At 37.1% G+C, this 17,162-nt stretch carries 13 protein-coding genes and 1 riboswitch; of the genes, 7 read left to right on the top strand and 6 right to left on the bottom strand.

Annotated elements, in window-relative coordinates:
* The first annotated feature begins 76 nt into the window (after window positions 1-76).
* Entirely contained in the window at window positions 77-865 is a 789-nt protein-coding gene (locus JMM81_RS14955) for an N-acetylmuramoyl-L-alanine amidase (protein WP_256242365.1), read from the top strand.
* Between the two features lie 62 nt (window positions 866-927).
* Here the strand turns inward: JMM81_RS14955 and JMM81_RS14950 are convergent, their stop codons facing one another.
* Window positions 928-1,137: an aspartyl-phosphate phosphatase Spo0E family protein gene (locus JMM81_RS14950; protein WP_256242364.1), complete on the bottom strand. Its 210-nt coding sequence runs from the start codon at window positions 1,135-1,137 to the stop codon at window positions 928-930.
* 405 nt (window positions 1,138-1,542) lie between these two features.
* Here JMM81_RS14950 and JMM81_RS14945 point away from each other — a divergent pair, with 405 nt between their 5' ends.
* The gene (locus JMM81_RS14945; protein ID WP_256242363.1) at window positions 1,543-2,700 is read left to right on the top strand and encodes an acyl-CoA dehydrogenase family protein; all 1,158 of its coding nucleotides are present in this window, start codon (window positions 1,543-1,545) and stop codon (window positions 2,698-2,700) included.
* Window positions 2,701-2,842: 142 nt separating this feature from the next.
* On the opposite strand, the gene JMM81_RS14940 is transcribed toward JMM81_RS14945, so the two are convergent.
* On the bottom strand, window positions 2,843-2,998 hold the full coding sequence (locus JMM81_RS14940) for a YpzG family protein (RefSeq protein WP_256242362.1): 156 nt from the start codon (window positions 2,996-2,998) through the stop codon (window positions 2,843-2,845).
* Window positions 2,999-3,294: 296 nt separating this feature from the next.
* Here JMM81_RS14940 and JMM81_RS14935 point away from each other — a divergent pair, with 296 nt between their 5' ends.
* The 4 genes from JMM81_RS14935 to JMM81_RS14920 all read left to right on the top strand — a co-directional run bounded on the left by JMM81_RS14935 (window position 3,295) and on the right by JMM81_RS14920 (window position 5,923).
* The gene (locus JMM81_RS14935; RefSeq protein WP_256242361.1) at window positions 3,295-3,576 is read left to right on the top strand and encodes a late competence development ComFB family protein; all 282 of its coding nucleotides are present in this window, start codon (window positions 3,295-3,297) and stop codon (window positions 3,574-3,576) included.
* Window positions 3,577-4,107: 531 nt separating this feature from the next.
* Entirely contained in the window at window positions 4,108-4,383 is a 276-nt protein-coding gene (locus JMM81_RS14930) for a hypothetical protein (protein WP_256242360.1), read from the top strand.
* Window positions 4,384-4,511: 128 nt separating this feature from the next.
* Entirely contained in the window at window positions 4,512-5,588 is a 1,077-nt protein-coding gene (mnmH, locus tag JMM81_RS14925) for a tRNA 2-selenouridine(34) synthase MnmH (protein ID WP_256242359.1), read from the top strand.
* Between the two features lie 149 nt (window positions 5,589-5,737).
* Window positions 5,738-5,923 carry a hypothetical protein gene (locus tag JMM81_RS14920; RefSeq protein ID WP_256242358.1) on the top strand — a complete coding sequence of 62 codons (186 nt, stop codon included), beginning with the start codon at window positions 5,738-5,740 and terminating at the stop codon, window positions 5,921-5,923.
* Between the two features lie 77 nt (window positions 5,924-6,000).
* Here JMM81_RS14920 and metH read toward each other — a convergent pair whose 3' ends face one another.
* From metH to JMM81_RS14900, 4 genes are read right to left on the bottom strand one after another with little or no spacing between them, the layout of a single operon-like run.
* Window positions 6,001-9,444 (bottom strand): methionine synthase, encoded by a 3,444-nt coding sequence (metH, locus tag JMM81_RS14915; RefSeq protein WP_256242357.1) that lies wholly within the window; start codon window positions 9,442-9,444, stop codon window positions 6,001-6,003.
* Window positions 9,422-11,293 carry a bifunctional homocysteine S-methyltransferase/methylenetetrahydrofolate reductase gene (locus JMM81_RS14910; RefSeq protein WP_256242356.1) on the bottom strand — a complete coding sequence of 624 codons (1,872 nt, stop codon included), beginning with the start codon at window positions 11,291-11,293 and terminating at the stop codon, window positions 9,422-9,424. Before JMM81_RS14910 ends, metH begins: the two co-directional genes overlap by 23 nt.
* A 4-nt stretch (window positions 11,294-11,297) precedes the next feature.
* The gene (gene metC, locus JMM81_RS14905; protein WP_256242355.1) at window positions 11,298-12,479 is read right to left on the bottom strand and encodes a cystathionine beta-lyase; all 1,182 of its coding nucleotides are present in this window, start codon (window positions 12,477-12,479) and stop codon (window positions 11,298-11,300) included.
* Window positions 12,472-13,590, bottom strand: coding sequence for a methionine biosynthesis PLP-dependent protein (locus JMM81_RS14900; protein ID WP_256242354.1), 1,119 nt, complete (start codon window positions 13,588-13,590; stop codon window positions 12,472-12,474). Before JMM81_RS14900 ends, metC begins: the two co-directional genes overlap by 8 nt.
* A 160-nt stretch (window positions 13,591-13,750) precedes the next feature.
* A riboswitch (SAM riboswitch) is annotated at window positions 13,751-13,865 on the bottom strand.
* A gap of 470 nt (window positions 13,866-14,335) precedes the next feature.
* Here JMM81_RS14900 and JMM81_RS14895 point away from each other — a divergent pair.
* Complete coding sequence (locus JMM81_RS14895) at window positions 14,336-17,161, top strand: 2-oxoglutarate dehydrogenase E1 component (protein ID WP_256242353.1); 2,826 nt, start codon at window positions 14,336-14,338, stop codon at window positions 17,159-17,161.
* Window position 17,162: the final 1 nt, after the last annotated feature.

Raw genomic sequence — 17,162 nt, 5'->3', positions numbered from 1 at the left:
TCCTTTTTCTTTCTGATTTCAAATTGTACAGTCAAATTTAAGGGAATGGGCATATAAAAGAAGTGAGGTGATAAAAATGGTAAAAATATTTATTGATCCCGGTCATGGTGGAGCTGATCCAGGGGCGACTGCTAATGGTCTTCAAGAAAAAAATATCACTCTAACCATTGCGACTCATATTCAGAAAATGTTAACGTCAGAGTATAATAATGTGTCAATTCGAATGAGTCGAACAGAAGATCAAACGGTCAGTTTAAGTGCCCGTACAAACGCTGCAAATAATTGGGGGGCTGACGTCTACCTTTCTGTCCACATTAATGCAGGTGGAGGGACGGGGTTTGAAAGCTTTGTTTATCCAGGAGTAGGTAGACCTACAGTAACTTACCAAGAAAATATCCACAAAAAAATTCTTGAACAAGTGCAATATACAAATCGTGGTTTAAAGCAAGCAGGATATCATGTTCTGCGTGAAAGCAATATGCCAGCTGTTTTAACAGAAAATGGTTTTATAGATCATAGAGTAGATGCATCAAAACTGAAGGAATCGAGTTTCTTAGAAAGTTTAGCAAGGGGCCATGTAAATGGAATTGCAGCGGCATTTCGATTAACGAAAAAAGCTGCTACTCCCCCGTCAGAACCACCAACAAATGGGTTATTCAGGGTGCAAATCGGTGCTTTTAGGAATAAAACAAATGTAGATCAATTGGTTAGTAGGGCAAACGCAAAAGGGTTTCAAACTTATTTGAGACAAGAAGGCAACCTGTATAAGGTACAAATCGGGGCTTTCTCAGAAAGAGAAAATGCAGACGAATTAATGAATAGAGCGAAAGCTGCTGGTTTTGATGCAACGATTATAATTAATTAGATATAGGAAAAAGACAGCTAGTGGGCTGTCTTTTTCCTATATCTAATCAATTTTTTTTCGAATTATTGATGGAGAAGATTATCGACGTTTTGTTTTTCAAATGACTGATATAAGAAAATATACTCGTCTAGCTTTTGACTAAGACGGATTGTTTTTTCATGACTTAAGCCTTCATGGATTCCAGTATGAATGAGTTGCTCTCTAAGTGACTGTATATGCTGCAACAATGTGGTCTTTATTATTGGACGATCGGTATTTACGAAACCCATCATATCCCTCCATACTTAAATAATATGTTAGAATTTATTGTAACAATATTTCGATGATTTTTATGTGATATTTAACACTAGAATAACGCTATTGTAAATATTTTAACATAAAAGTAAATAATTTATGTATTAATCAACTTTCAAATTAATATATAAATATAGAAACGATAAAGAAGGCTTTTGTTAGTAGGGTTTCTCTATTTCATCATTCTATTTATTTCCAAGAAAAATGAATTCTATTCAGGTAAGAAATATTTGCTGCTTTCATGATTTTCCATCATAATAATATATAAAGAATATTTTACAGACCTGAATCATCGGATTACAACTTCCGCTGTAAATCGTAATGATTATTTTTAGTATCGTGACATAGATATTTAAAAAGAAAATTTGGAGGCTTGTATACATATGGGATTTAATGAATTATATACACAACAGGATCGATTGGACTTGATGAAAAAACTTTCTACTAATTTTGCTTTAAGGGCCGCAGAAGTAGATGAATCGGGTTCTTTTCCGTTTGAAAATATACGTGAATTAATCAAAGCAGGCTATACAACTTTAACTGTACCATCTGAGTATGGAGGGAAGGAGATTACCTTACTTGAGCTTGTACAACTACAGGAGAAGATAGCAGTGGGTGATGGTTCCACAGCTCTAGCAATCGGTTGGCATATGGGGATAATCAAACATTTAGGGGAAAAGTTAAATTGGGAGGAGTCTATTTTTCGAGAACTTTGTACGAATGTACTAAAAGGTTCACTCGTTAATTCTGCCGCATCTGAGTTGCAAACCGGCAGCCCAACTCGTGGGGGGAGGCCGCAAACAATAGCTGAGAAAAGTGGTAATCAATGGACCATTAATGGGCGTAAAAGTTTTACCACTATGTCTCCAATGTTAGATTATTTTATTGTGAGTGCAGGGATTATAGAAAGTGATGAGATAGGAAACTTTTTAATTCCGAGGACTCAGCCTGGGATCTCAATTAAAGAAACATGGGATAGTATTGCTATGCGTGGAACAGGAAGCCATGATTTAATTTTAAAGGATGTTGTGATTGACGAAAAATACTATGTTGAAAGTCTTCCGAACAAAAAGAAAGCGAACGGATCTCTGTTACATATCCCTGCATGCTATCTAGGTATTGCTCAAGCAGCTCAGAATGAAGCTATTCGTTTTGCTCGTTCCTACGCACCCAATAGTATTACCGGGACAATTATTCATTTACCTAATGTACAGCAAAAAATGGGTGAAATAGAGTTTGAACTTTTAAGAGCTCGTCATTTTTTATATTCTGTTGCAAAAAGATGGGATGAAGCAGATCAAGAAGAGAAGGAAGATCTTTTACCAGAATTAGGTGCGGCCAAAATGGCTGTAACGAATAGTGCACTTTCGGTTGTTGATTTGGCTATGCGGATAATGGGTGCAAGAAGTTTATCACAAAAGAGCCCTTTACAACGTTATTATCGTGATGTGAGAGCAGGTCTACATAATCCTCCAATGGATGATATAACGATCCAACTATTATCAAGAAGTGTCATTGAGCGGGAACAAAATCAAAACTGAATATTGTGATTAAAAGAAGCCTGTAATTTTATTGGATAAGTGATTTTAACTTCGTCCTTTCTATATTAATTGCGGTTTTTTAGGTTTAGAAAAGGGGGAACTGAATCTAATGAGTCAGTTCCCCCTTTGGTTCATATCAGCATCATTTAAACCGATGAGCCTTTGCATTACCTCTTGCGATAATCGTATTTTGTGTTACTTGAGTTTCTCCATTTACTTGAGCATTTGTATGCTTTCGCCTTGTATTCGTATGGTGAAAAAGTTTAGAGTGTTGATCTAATTGGTCTCTGTAACTCATCAAATCACCTCTTCTTTTGGTCTTGTTGATGGCTGAATGATTGAAAACCCATTGGGTTATCTGTTTTAGTATGATGCTAATTGGTTATTAATATGTATATGAACAACTTGAGTCTAAACGAATGTGATTGAAAACAATAAATGATTAATCTAATGAACTCCAGTAAGGGTATTTTCTATTTTTAACTAGAAAGTATTCTCATATTCAACTACATGTATTAGTGATATGATTAATAAGACAGGGCTCAAGAATACAACCTAGTTATATTGAAAACAACTTAGAGATGGGACGAATAGATGGATAAAGGGTTAATGAATGTAATGGAAGAAATTGTGAGTATACTTGTTAATACTTTCATGATGAGTCCTGAATATCAAACTTTCTGTCATTGTGAGAAGTGTAGAAACGATATTACTGCATTAAGCTTAAATAAACTTCCCAGTCATTATGTTACAACACAAGAAGCAAGAAAAGTTATTTTCGATCAATTAAATAGAGAAGAAAATAGGAAGTGGATAAACAAACGAATTATTCAATCTATTCATGTAATTGGTAAATATCCAAAACATAACCAATAATTGAATAAAGAACTTAGTACTTTTTCGTTACTCCTTCTAATCAGGAAATAAATAGTGTCAATTGTTACAGCGCGCTAATTGTTTTTTCTTTATACTAAAGGTAGCGACTTTGGCATTTTATATCATTGGGCTAGTTTTAGTAAGGAGTTATTTTTTCCTTCTATAAATGGATTGAAGGGAGAATTCATAAAATGAAAAAAGTCATGAAAGGAAATTTCCCGGAGGAACCAGAAATAATGAATATGTACGAAATTATTCTTTCCATTCTTGATCAAAAAGGACCGGCGAGCATCCCTTAGATATGTCAGCAAGTAAATCAAGACCCTGTTTTTATGAAAGAAAGAGATAGGCCTGTTCAGCAGGCACAAGTCAAATCGGTTATTAGTCGAAAAACGATCTCTTTTCAGTCCATAATGATGTTGTTTCGTTACTTCCCGAAAAGCACTTTATTTCCTTAACAGTTGAGGTTGGAGAATGTCGAAGTCCCTTGTTAAAAGTGAAAGTTGATTTTATAAAAAAACTTTTATCTTTTTGGAGATCAATTTAGATCCATCCAAACGTCTTGAATACAAACTTGTTGAACCTGGTAGTACGGATGAATTTAAGCAGCAATTGTATCGTTTGAAGGTTTGGGGCTGGGATTCAAATTATGAACAAGATGGAATTATTTTAGATGGCATATGTTGGTCTATTCGTTTAGAAACGAGAGCTAACATATTTAGAAGTGCAGGTCTACAATCCTTTCCTAAGGAATGGTCCAAGTTTTGTTGTGAGCTTACGAAGTTAACAGGAAGAACGTTTACTTGAGATACGTTTTCAAAAAACTGCAATAGGAAACCATTATTCTCAGGATGAACGGAGTGGATATTAGGAAAAGCTAATATCCTTTTTCAACGTTTTCATAAAAAGTAATTTGATTAATGGAGGCATTTATATTGAAAGAGATAACAGTAGAACAACTTCTCCATATGGAAGATGTTGTAGTGATAGATGTGAGATCTCCTGGTGAATTTGAGGAGGCGTGTATTCCAGGAGCAGTCAATATCCCCGTTTTTACAAATGAAGAAAGAAAAGAAGTCGGGACCATTTATAAACAAATAGGACCTGCACAAGCAAAGTGGAGAGGAATGGAAATCTTTTTACCGAAAGTGTCACAAATTTTAGACACCATAAAAAAAATAGAAGAAGGAAATAAACAACCTATTTTTTATTGTTGGCGTGGTGGTATGAGAAGTGGTGCTATGACTACTTTCGTAGATTTCTCAGGTCTTTCTTCTATTCGATTATCTGGAGGGTATAGAGCATACCGGCAGTATATTTTAGAGGAGATTCCTCAACTTATTCCAAATCAAGCCGTTGTATTACATGGTATGACAGGGACAGGTAAAACGGAAATTTTAGTTGAATTAAGAAAAAGAGGTTACCCTGTCCTTGATCTCGAGGAAATGGCTGCCCATAGAGGTTCATTATTTGGTACGCTGGGCTTTAAGCATGATGGAAATAATCAAAAAACATTTGATGGCTTATTGTTCGAAAGCCTTCGACAAATGAAGGAATCTTCTTACTTTATCGTTGAAGCGGAAAGCAAAAGAATCGGAAAAGTGGGACAGCCTGATGAATTATATGAAAAAAAGTTAAATGGAATAAATTTATATTTACAATCATCGCTTCAGACTAGAACCAATCGGATTTACAAGGAATATTTTGAACCATTCTTAGGTGAATTGTGGTTTCAGGAGATATTTCTTGAGAAAGTGATGATGTTAAAAAAACGATTGAAGAATGATGAAATCTATCATTCCTTAATTGAATATACTCAGAACGAACAATATCATGAAGTTACGCAGATCTTACTTGAATATTACTATGATCCGCGTTACTCCTATAAGTTGAACGAATACAAAAATGACTTTACAACGATCAATGCAGATAACCTAGAATTAGCAATAAAGGAAATTGAAACCTATATCAGGAAAGCTGGTATACTAAAGCGGGAATCAACCCTATACTAAAAAGTAACCTATCATCTTGTCGGATGATAGGTTGTTCTAGTGTGTACACAAGGAATAGATATTTGGATAAAGTATTTCCATCTTGAATGGATATAGGCAAGCATACACCTTTATCGATAAGGATCACCTTTAAGAAGGAGATGGTGAAAATGGCAAAAAAAGAAGATTATCTTACAACTGCTCCAAAAAAGAAGGAAACGATAATTGAAAATGAAAATAACTTTCCTAATTCAAAAAATATGGCTGGAGATTCAGTAGATGAACATAAATTACTTGAAGAAGCCAATCTTATCTTTAGTGAGAGTGAAATTAAACAACAAACTGAAAACCTATAGCTTTAAAAAATGAAAAAAATTTAAATAGGCTATAAGTAAAATAAAGAAATCGGCGAATTCGCCGATTTCTTTTTCTCTTATCTTAATACATTAAAATATCTTGCTTCGGGATGGGCGAACACAAGCGCTGTTACACTTGCTTCGGGTTCCATCATGAAGCCTTCTGTTAGTTCAATACCAATATCCTCAGGTGAAATAAGTTTAAATAGCTTTTTCTGATCTTCAAGATCCGGACAAGCAGGGTAGCCAAATGAAAAGCGTTGCCCTTGATATTTAGCAGCAAAACGTTCTTTCATCGTAAAGTTCACCGGATCTGGGAAACCCCAACGATCACGTACTTGACGATGTATCAGTTCTGCCAATCCTTCTGCTGTTTCTAGTGCTAATGCCTGTAGAGCATGATTTTCTAGAAAACGTCCTTCGCTTTTTAATTTTTCTGCTACTTGTCGAATTCCTTTTCCTGCAGTGACTGCGAAGAAAGATACATAATCCATTTGTCCGCTGTCAACAGGCTTTAAAAAGTCGGCTAAGCATAGATAAGGTTCAGATTCTTGTCTTGGAAATTCGAACGTTTCAATCACTTTTCCAGGATGTTCTGGATCATAGATTAAAACACGATCTCCGTCAGATTGTGCAGGGAAAAACTGATACACAGCAGCGGGAGAAATCCAGCCATTTTGTATAGCATCCTGTATTAATCCATTGATCATATCATTTAATTTAACTGCTTTTTCATCACCTTCTTGAAGAAGCTTTTCAAGTTTCCCTTTTAAACCGAGATGATGACCAATTAATGTCTGCTTGTTTATATACGGTTCAACATGGGAAAAGGAATAGGATTTTAACAAATGCCGTTTTGTATCTTGTGGGACAAATACAGGGGCATCTGTATTTACCTTTTTCCGTACTTTTACAGCAACAGAACTTGTTGGTCTCTCGTAAGCAGGAAGAGGTGCAGCATTTTCCTTTTCTATTTTCTCCTGTACTAATTTTTCGACTTCAACCGGGTCTTGTAGCTGGTTTGCTAGAGATAGCCCAACCATAGCATCCTTTGCATAAAGAACGAGGCCCTCATATTCCTTTGAAATTTTATTATCTGTGAACTTCCGTGATAGGGCAGCTCCACCGACTAAAATAGGTACATCAATCCCAGCTTGCTTCATATCATGGGCAGTTAAAACCATTTGTTGAGCTGATTTTACGAGTAATCCTGATAGTCCAACGATATCTGGTTTTTCTCTTTTGACGGCTTCAACTAAATCAGCGGGAGCCACTTTTATCCCAAGATCCACCACTTTATAGCCATTATTACTTAAAATAATCTCAACAAGGTTTTTCCCAATATCATGGACATCACCTTTAACGGTCGCTAATATAATGGTCCCCTTTGCCGCAGAAGTATCATTACTTTCCATAAAAGGCTCTAAATAGGCAACAGATGCTTTCATGACTTCTGCACTTTGTAGTACTTCCGCAACAATTAGTTGGTTTTCATTAAAAAGGCGACCGACTTCTTTCATTCCATCCATTAACGGTCCGTTAATAATATCAAGTGGTGCTGGATACTCTTTCAAAGCCAGCTCCAAATCAGGAATTAAGCCTTCCTTTGTTCCTTCAATCACATAGTAGGCGAGCCTTTCCCTTAAAGTCATATCTGGGAGACCACTTTTTGTTTCTTTTTTCTTACCGCGGTAGTACTCAGTAAATATTGCCAATGATTCATCAGTTGTTTCAAAAAGAAGTTTTTCAGCGAGTGCTACTTCTTCTTTTGAAATCGATGCAAATCGTTCTAGTTTTTCTGTATTAACAATCGCATAATCAAGTCCTGCTAGTGTGCAATGATATAAAAAGATTGAATTTAAAATTTCACGGCCAACTGGTGGGAGACCAAATGAAACATTGCTTACCCCAAGAATCGTTTGCACTTCAGGAAATTTTTCTTTAATCAAACGGATTCCTTCTACAGTTGCTTTGGCGGAACCAATATACTGTTCATCCCCTGTTCCTACTGGAAATACAAGTGGGTCAAAAATAATATCTTGAGGAGGGATACCGTATTTCTCGACTAATAATTGATACGATCGCTCAGCAATTTCTAGTTTGTTATCTGCACTAACACCCATTCCTTTTTCATCAATCGTACCAACCACAACAGCAGCACCATACTTATGAACAAGGGGAGCAATAGCTTCAAAGCGTTCTTCTCCGTCTTCAAGGTTGATCGAATTGATAATGGCTTTTCCTTGTGAGTAGGAGAGGGCCTTTTCAATTACCGCATCATCGGTTGAATCGATGACAAGTGGAACCTTTACTTTCTTGACCGCTTCTTTAATAAAGCTTTCCATGTCTGTGATTTCATCACGGTCAGGGTCTGCAAGACAAACATCAATGACATGGGCTCCTTTTCTTACTTGAGCTCGCGCAATTTCAGCTGCTTCTTCAAATTTACCTTCTGCAATGAGACGTTTAAACTTTCTAGATCCAATGACATTTGTTCGTTCACCAACCATGATCGGGCGGAGAGTGGGATCGTCATAAATGAACGGTTCAATACCCGATACCATGTGAAGATGATGATCTTTACGTTGTCTTGGTTGGAACTTCTGCATGGTATTTGCAAGGGCTTGAATATGCCCAGGAGTCGTTCCACAGCACCCACCGACGATGTTAAGCCAGCCTTCTTCGGCAAATCCAGACAATTTTTGCGCTAATGATTCAGGCGTTTCATGATAATGACCTTCTTCGTCGGGTAGCCCAGCATTCGGATAACAGCTAACCGCAATGGTAGAAAGACCTGAAAGCGAACGAATATGGTCTTGCATGAATTCTGGACCTGTTGCACAGTTTAATCCAACCGCAATTGGGTTCATATGTTCAATTGAAATGTAGAACGCTTCAATTGATTGTCCTGCTAAAGTTGTCCCCATTGGTTCAATTGTGCCGGAAATCATAAGCGGTAGAGTGATTCCAGTTTTTTCATAGGCTTGTTGTATGCCGATAAATCCTGCTTTTACATTTAATAAATCTTGACTGGTTTCTAATAAGAGAACATCAACATCCCCATCGATTAGACCACGAGCTTGTTCTTCATAGTTCTGAATCAACTCTTCAAATGTCGCCCCACCTGTGACGCTCAACGTTTTTGTTGTCGGTCCCATTGAACCAGCAACAAACCGAGGCCAAGAAGGGGTAGAGAGGCTGTCCGCTACACTTCGCGCAATCTCGGCAGCCACTTTATTAATCTCATAAGCTTTTGTACCAAGTCCATATTCATCAAGCACAATTTGAGTTGCCCCAAACGTATTCGTTTCAATGATATCAGCACCTGCTTCTAAATATTGCCGATGAATCGACTCAATTACGTCAGGTCGTGTGAGGGTTAAATTTTCATTACAGCCTTCCAATTGTTCTCCACCAAAGTCATCTGCTGAGAGGTTAGCTTCTTGGAGCATCGTTCCCATGGCCCCATCCATAATGAGAATCTTTTTATTCATTTGTTCAGTTATTGATGCTTTTGACATGATGGTTCCTCCTAAATTTCTCAGTTGCTAAACGAGCATATTCGGATAATTCTACAGACATTTCATATCTCATAAAAGGAGTTATCAAATAAATTCCATTGAATAATTCTGCAGCTACATCGATTAACGATTTTGTAATCTTAATTCCTTCCATTGCTGACTGAATAGGATCATCTTTTAAGGACGCCATGGAGTCTCTAATCGAATCAGCAATTTTGATTCCTGGTACTTCATGATGAAGAAATTCTGCATTTTTACTGCTTGTTAGTGGCATTAGACCTATATAAATAGGGGTATCTAAATGTTTCGTTTCTTCGTGAATACGAATGAGTTTTTCTTCGGAATAGACAGGCTGAGTAATAAAATAATCTGCTCCAAATGAGATTTTTTTCTCGAGTCTTTTTACAGCTTTATCAACTTGGCGAACATTTGGATTAAAGGCAGCTGCAACAGAGAAAGATGTTTTTTGGCCTAAGTCTTTTCCAGAAAGTGATAACCCTTCATTTAATTGCTTAATCATTTGAATGAGTTCAAATGAAGATACATCATAAACAGATGAGGCCCCAGGGAAATCACCAACTCTCGCAGGATCACCTGTAATTGCTAACAGATCATTTAAACCCAGAGTGTGTAATCCCATTAAATGTGATTGCAAACCAATCATATTACGATCTCGACAGGTTAAATGAATAAGTGGTCTTAATCCTATTTTTGTTTTGACTAAATGCCCTAAAGCAGAGTTAGAGATCCTCGGTGAGGCAAGGGAATTATCAGCTAAAGTAATTGCATCAATCCCTTTTTCTTTCAATGCTTTTGCCCCTTCAAAAAACTTTGTTGTATCAAGTTTTCTAGGTGGGTCTAACTCGACAATAACAGACGGTCGTTCTTTTACAATGTCTTGAAGAGGCGGGAGCTCACGTGCTACGGTCTTAGATGTAACGACGATTTTTTCTTCTTTGATTTTTAGATTTTTCTCGTGAATCGGTGCAGTTCCTTTAAGTTCAGTAGCGAATGCATGAATATGCTCAGGTGTTGTTCCGCAGCAACCGCCGAGTAATCGCACGCCTTGTTCACGGAAAGACTGAGCTGATTTTCGGAAATAGTCTGCGTTCCCATCATAATGAAAAACACCATCTGTATAAGAAGGAAGACCCGCATTTGGATAAGCGGATAAGTATGCTTTAGATGGAATAGGTGCTTGTTCTAATGCCATGAGCATATGATGTGGGCCAAATCGGCAGTTTATTCCTACAATATCTGCGCCCAAACTTTCTAATCGCTGTATGGCATCAGCAATTGGCATATGGTTTTGCAGAAAACCTACTTCCTGCATCGATACTTGAGCAATAATTGGCAAATCGGTTTCTTTTCTCGCAATCGATAGTACGGTTTCTAATTCTTCTAAATCATAATATGTTTCTAGTAAAATACCATCTATACCTTCTAATAATAGATAGGACAATTGTTCATGAAAACTTCTTTTAATTTCGTCAATTGAAACAGTTTGAGGATTAATTCCTCGATTTCCGCCCATACTTCCAATGATGTATGCGTCTGTTTGTGCTGCTGTTAGGGCTTGTTTGGCATTCTTAGCAGCGGCACTGTTAATTTCCTTTACTGAGTCTTCTAATCCATAGCGGCTAAGCTTTAAGGCGTTAGCCGCATAGGTATTTGTTTGGATGATGTCAGCACCGGCATCTAAATACGCTTGATGAATTCTAATGATCTGCTCAGAATGTGATAGATTTAATTGTTCCAAACAATTATCTTTTCCATAAGAGTAGAGAAGAGTACCCATGGCGCCATCAGCAATTAATATTTCTTTTTCCATTTTTTTTAAAAAGTTCATTTTATTAACCTCGATCATAAATTAAATTTGATTGATTGGCTTTTTCAAGAGCATTTGAAAAGTCTTGAATCAAATCGTCTGGATTTTCTAGTCCAACAGAAAGACGTAGCAAGCTGTTCGTAATTCCACGCTGTGTGCGTTCGCTTTCAGGCATAGCGGCATGAGACATTTTTGCTGGATAAGAAAGGATTGATTCTACTGCACCAAGACTTACCGCAAAAACAGGAATCGTTACATTTTCAACAAAAGTTCTCATCACAGCCTCATTTTTCAAATCAAAGGAAAAAACGGCGCCGGCTGATGTTGCTTGAGAATTTTGTATATCATATTGCGGATGATCACTAAGCCCAGGATAGTACACTTTATTGACAAGTGGATGTTCTTGGAAAAATCTTGCTAGTTTTTCTGCTGCTTGAACGGAATGTTCTAGGCGAACATGTAAGGTCTTTAACCCACGAAGGACAAGCCATGCATCTTGAACACCTAGAACTGCACCAAATGAATTTTGTAAAAAGGCAAGTTTATCGGCTAGAGCTGGGTCTTTCACAACGGCAAGACCTGCGACAACATCACTATGTCCGGATAAGAATTTTGTGGCACTATGCAAAACAATGTCTGCTCCAAGCGTAAGTGGTTTTTGCAAAGCTGGTGTTAAAAACGTATTATCGACGAATGTTAATGCATGATGTTCTTTCGCTAGTTTACTAACTGCCTTAATATCCGTTACTTTTAATGTCGGATTAGAAGGAGTCTCGACATAAAAGAGTTTTGTATTTGGACGAATCGCATTTCTTACCTCTTCAAGGTTTGTCATATCAACAAACGTATGGCTGATTCCGAAACGAGTAAGAACTTGGGATACCATTCGGAATGTTCCACCATAGACATCTTCTGTAATCACGACATGATCGTCCTTGGAAAGCAATAGAAATGCAGTCGAAATCGCAGCCATCCCAGAAGAAAAGGCAAAACCTCTGCAACCTTCTTCTAATTCAGCAATTACTTCTTCTAGTGCTTCTCTTGTTGGATTAGCGCTTCGGCTATAATCGTATTTCCCAAATGAGTCAATATCTGATTGATGAAAGGTAGAAGCATGCTGAATCGGCACACTAACCGCTCCTGTAGCTGGATCTAATTTATGTTTATTATGAAGTAAATTGGTTTGAAAAGAATATGAATTACTCATGAATAGTGACCTCCTTTTTTACTGTAGCGAGTGCTTCTGTTAAATCCTGGATTAAATCCTGAACATCTTCAATGCCTACGGAAAAACGTAATAAACGATTATCGACCCCTGTTTCATTACGGATTTCCTCAGGTATATCGGCATGTGTTTGTGTTGCAGGGTAGGTAATAAGGCTTTCCACGCCACCTAGACTTTCAGCAAAACTAATTAATTTTAATTGTTGTAAGAAAGGGTTTACCCATGTTTCATCTAAAATGCGAAAAGAGACCATTCCGCCATTTCCTGGATATAAAACGTCTGTAATCCCATCGTGCTTTTCCAAAAATTGAACGATTTCACGAGCATTTTTCTCATGACGTTCCATTCTTAATGAGAGTGTTTTCATGCCGCGCATTAAGAGCCATGAATCAAACGGGCTTAAAACAGCTCCTGCTGCATTGTGATATTTAGCGATTTCTTGGCAAAGCTCTTCTCCTTTGGCAACGATTAACCCAGCAAGAACATCATTGTGACCACCTAAATATTTTGTCGCACTATGAATAACAATATCTGCTCCTAATTCAATCGGCTGTTGAAGAACAGGGGTATAAAATGTATTGTCGACAATGAGCAATACATTGTGTTTTTTAGCAATGCGTGCTGCTTCTGAAATATCCGTTTTCTCCATAAGAGGATTTGTCGGAGTTTCAAGAAAAATCGCTTTTGTTTGGGGAGTGATTTCATTTTCAATGTTTTGCACATTACTTGTATTTGTATATCGACATCGTAATCCCCATTTTTGAAATCCTTCTTCAAGTAGACGATAAGTACCTCCATATAAATCTTTTGAGACAACCCATTCATCACCTGATTGAAATAGAGAAAGAACGGTGAAGATTGCTGCCATTCCAGAGCTACAAGCATATCCTTGATCTCCGCCTTCTAAATCAGCAATCGCTTTTTCAAGGGTTTGTCTTGTGGGATTACCTGTTCGACTATAATCAAATCCGGTTGATTGACCGATTCCCTCGTGGCGATATGCAGTTGAAAAATAGACGGGCATATTGACTGCTCCTGTTGTTTGTTCGCTTCGATTACCGATTTGCGCTAATTTTGTATCTGTTTTATACATGTAAAACACTCCTTAAAAAAAGGGGGGAACTAGTGTCCCTAACCACTTTAATATATTGATTTATCCTATTAGTATACTGGGTTAAGAAGATCGCTTTTTATAAATAAAAAAAGTCTTCTTGGAGAAGAAGACTTTCGTTTAAATGAATAAACAGGACTTCTTCTTATCTTTCAAGTTTATCAGAAACTTGCTGGAATTAGCACCTTTTCAATGTGATGCCATTGAAGGTTGCTGAGGTGTCCTTGGGCCATACCCTCTACCTCTCTTGATAAGAAAAACATTAATTTATTAAACTTTACTATAAAAAATGAAAACATGCAATTCTTTTTTCGAAATTTGTCAATAATTGCTGATATAAAAACAATTATAGAATAATGATAAATATGCGATGCAAAGAAGAGGATGTGTGGTTTACTTCCTTTTATAGAAACTATTAAATTGATAATTTCTAAAAAAACCGGGTGTAACCTGGTTTTTTTATTTTAGAAAAAAATATCGCATTTATTTTATCCCACTCTTAACGGGCAGTAAAATCCCCGCTGATGGAAGTCTTATGTATATAAGTTAGATGAAAAAGTTTAAAAATTTTGTAGCATGAAAGTAATGATGTTAAAATATTAACAAAATAGTTTATATTCTGAATTAATTAAATATATATTTTTTAAATGAATTTTTTTATTTTTGAGAACAAAGAGGATAGATGTACTTGATCCTTTTATAAAACGAAGGTGGAGGTCTTTTTTTGATGAGTAAGCGAAACAAGGGGTTAAGTCTCCTTCAAGAACAATTTCATGGCCCTAACCTTGGCTATGTGATGGAGTTGTATGAAAAATATTTAGAAGATCCGCAGTCGGTTGATGAGGAAATGAGACAGTATTTTCATGAATGGGGATCACGAGAGAAACCGAAGACTAGTCTACTAGGAATGAAGGAAAACTTGTCAAATGAATGGTATCAAAAGGTAAAGGCAGTCCTTAAATTAGCTGATAAAACACGTGATTATGGACATTTAGCAGCAGATATCTATCCTTTACATGATCATATTCCGGAAATCAGCCACTTGGATCCCGCTCATTACGGATTAAGTAAAGCTGATTTAGAGGCGATACCAGCAGAGATTCTATGTCCAGATGTGCCGGAAACGACTCAAAATGGGTATGAAGCATTTGACTATTTAAAACAAGTCTATACAGGTAAGTTAGCTTTTGAATTTCATCATGTAAGTAATATTGAAGAAAAAAAGTGGTTACAGCAAAAAGTTGAAAAAGGGTCGTTACTTTCTACATTAAAAAAGGAAAATAAAATAAATTTGTTTAAGCGATTAACAGAAGTAGAAGAGTTCGAAAGGTTTCTTCATCGCACATACGTAGGTCAGAAACGGTTTTCCATTGAAGGTCTTGACGCTATGATACCTTTACTAGATGAACTGATTACAGGATCGGTCATGGGAGGTGCAACTACGATTAATATGGGGATGGCTCACCGTGGTCGTTTAAATGTTCTTGCCCACATACTGGGTAAGCCATATGAAATTATTTTTGCTGAATTTCAGCATGCACCAAATAAAAAATTAGTTCCATCAGAAGGTTCAATCGGAATTAATTTTGGCTGGACGGGCGATGTGAAATATCATTTGGGTCTGGAACGACAAATGAAAAAAGAAAGTACACAAAATGTGCATTTAAACTTAGCTAATAATCCAAGTCATTTAGAGTTTGTTGGTGCTATCGTAGAAGGATTTACACGAGCTGCACAAGATAATCGAGACGAAGCAGGTTATCCGAAGGAAAATCCGGCATTAGCTCTTTCTATTATCATTCATGGTGATGCCGCTTTTCCAGGACAAGGGATTGTGGCTGAAACCTTGAACCTTGGTAATTTGAAAGGATATCGTACAGGAGGGTCCATTCATATCATTGCTAATAACATGATTGGATTTACAACTGAATCTAGTGACTCGCGTTCAACTAGATATGCAAGTGATTTGGCTAAAGGGTTTGAAGTTCCAATTGTTCATGTCAATGCAGATGACCCTGAAAGTTGTATCGAGGCAGCGATACTCGCTTGTGAATATCGTGAAATGTTTCATAAAGACTTTTTGATTGATTTAATTGGCTACCGCCGATTTGGTCATAACGAAATGGATGAGCCAATGACAACAAATCCTCTTATGTATAGGATCATTCATCAACACCCAACTGTTAAAGAAATATATGGAAATAAATTATTAGAAGAGGGCATTTTAACAGAAGAACTGAAACAGAGCATTGAAACGGGTGTTGGTACAAAGTTGCAAAAAGCATATGAACAAGTTACAGATAAGAAGCAAGAAGCGATGATTAAAAATCCGCCTGAAAAGATTGAAAAAGGTTTTGGAAAAGTAAAAACGGCTGTTCCGCTAGAACAATTACAGCAGATTAATCAAGAGTTATTAGCCTGGCCAGAGTCAGTTCAAGTATTTAATAAACTTGAAAAAATACTCCAACGTAGACGAAATGCATTGGAAGGTGATGGGAAAGTAGATTGGGGTCTAGCAGAAACACTTGCATTTGCAACGATCTTATCAGATGGGACGCCTATTCGAATCACGGGACAAGACTCAGAAAGAGGGACCTTTGCACAAAGAAATTTAGTTCTTCATGATAGCAGTACAGGAAAAGGATTTTCTCCTCTTCATGTATTATCAACGGCAAAGGCTTCCTTTGCTATTCATAACAGCCCTCTTTCAGAAGGGTCTGTCCTTGGATTTGAATATGGTTATAATGTATTTGCTCCTGAAACGCTCGTGCTATGGGAAGCTCAATACGGTGATTTTGCCAATTCAGCTCAAGTGATTTTTGATCAGTTTATTGCTGCAGGTCGAGCAAAATGGGGACAAAAATCTGGCCTAGTCATGCTGCTTCCGCATGGTTATGAAGGACAGGGGCCAGAGCATTCAAGTGGAAGGCTCGAACGTTTTCTTTTACTCGCAGCGGAAAACAACTGGACAGTGGCCAATTTAACGAATGCAGCCCAATATTTCCATATCTTAAGACGTCAAGCGATGATTTTAAATAGAGAAGAAGTTCGCCCACTTGTCATTATGACGCCAAAGAGCTTGCTTCGTAATCCATTAGTAGCATCAAATGGGTTAGAGCTAAGTGAGGGTGAATTCCAATCTGTTATTGAGCAGCCTGATCTTTTAGAAAAAATAGAAAAAGTCCAAAGGATTGTATTTTCTACTGGAAAGGTGGCCATTGATTTAGCAGAAAAATTAAATACTGAGAGTGAAACAGATTGGCTTCACCTTGTACGAATTGAAGAAATTTATCCATTCCCAGAGAGTGAGATTGAACGAATTATTAAACGATATCCTCATGTGAAAGAAATCGTTTGGGTTCAGGAAGAACCAAAAAATATGGGAGCTTGGCATTTTGTAGAACCATTCTTAAGAACGTATTCCTCTAGTAATACGATTGTATCTTATTTAGGTCGACGTCGTAGATCAAGTCCTGCAGAAGGGGATCCGAATGTTCATAAAAAAGATCAAGCACGGATCATTACAGCAGCATTAACAAAAGGGGGATATTAAG

This window comes from Bacillus sp. V3B (assembly GCF_024494465.1).
Lineage (GTDB): Bacteria > Bacillota > Bacilli > Bacillales > Cytobacillaceae > Bacillus_BD.
This window is presented reverse-complemented; position numbering and strand designations above follow the sequence as displayed.

What these genes read in the sequence shown, in the direction of transcription:
- JMM81_RS14955 (WP_256242365.1), top strand. Translation starts at nt 77, where the DNA reads ATGGTAAAAATATTTATTGATCCCGGTCATGGTGGAGCTGATCCAGGG.
- JMM81_RS14950 (WP_256242364.1), bottom strand. Translation starts at nt 1,137, where the DNA reads ATGATGGGTTTCGTAAATACCGATCGTCCAATAATAAAGACCACATTG.
- JMM81_RS14945 (WP_256242363.1), top strand. Translation starts at nt 1,543, where the DNA reads ATGGGATTTAATGAATTATATACACAACAGGATCGATTGGACTTGATG.
- JMM81_RS14940 (WP_256242362.1), bottom strand. Translation starts at nt 2,998, where the DNA reads ATGAGTTACAGAGACCAATTAGATCAACACTCTAAACTTTTTCACCAT.
- JMM81_RS14935 (WP_256242361.1), top strand. Translation starts at nt 3,295, where the DNA reads ATGGATAAAGGGTTAATGAATGTAATGGAAGAAATTGTGAGTATACTT.
- JMM81_RS14920 (WP_256242358.1), top strand. Translation starts at nt 5,738, where the DNA reads ATGGCAAAAAAAGAAGATTATCTTACAACTGCTCCAAAAAAGAAGGAA.
- metH (WP_256242357.1), bottom strand. Translation starts at nt 9,444, where the DNA reads ATGTCAAAAGCATCAATAACTGAACAAATGAATAAAAAGATTCTCATT.
- JMM81_RS14910 (WP_256242356.1), bottom strand. Translation starts at nt 11,293, where the DNA reads ATGAACTTTTTAAAAAAAATGGAAAAAGAAATATTAATTGCTGATGGC.
- metC (WP_256242355.1), bottom strand. Translation starts at nt 12,479, where the DNA reads ATGAGTAATTCATATTCTTTTCAAACCAATTTACTTCATAATAAACAT.
- JMM81_RS14900 (WP_256242354.1), bottom strand. Translation starts at nt 13,590, where the DNA reads ATGTATAAAACAGATACAAAATTAGCGCAAATCGGTAATCGAAGCGAA.
- JMM81_RS14895 (WP_256242353.1), top strand. Translation starts at nt 14,336, where the DNA reads ATGAGTAAGCGAAACAAGGGGTTAAGTCTCCTTCAAGAACAATTTCAT.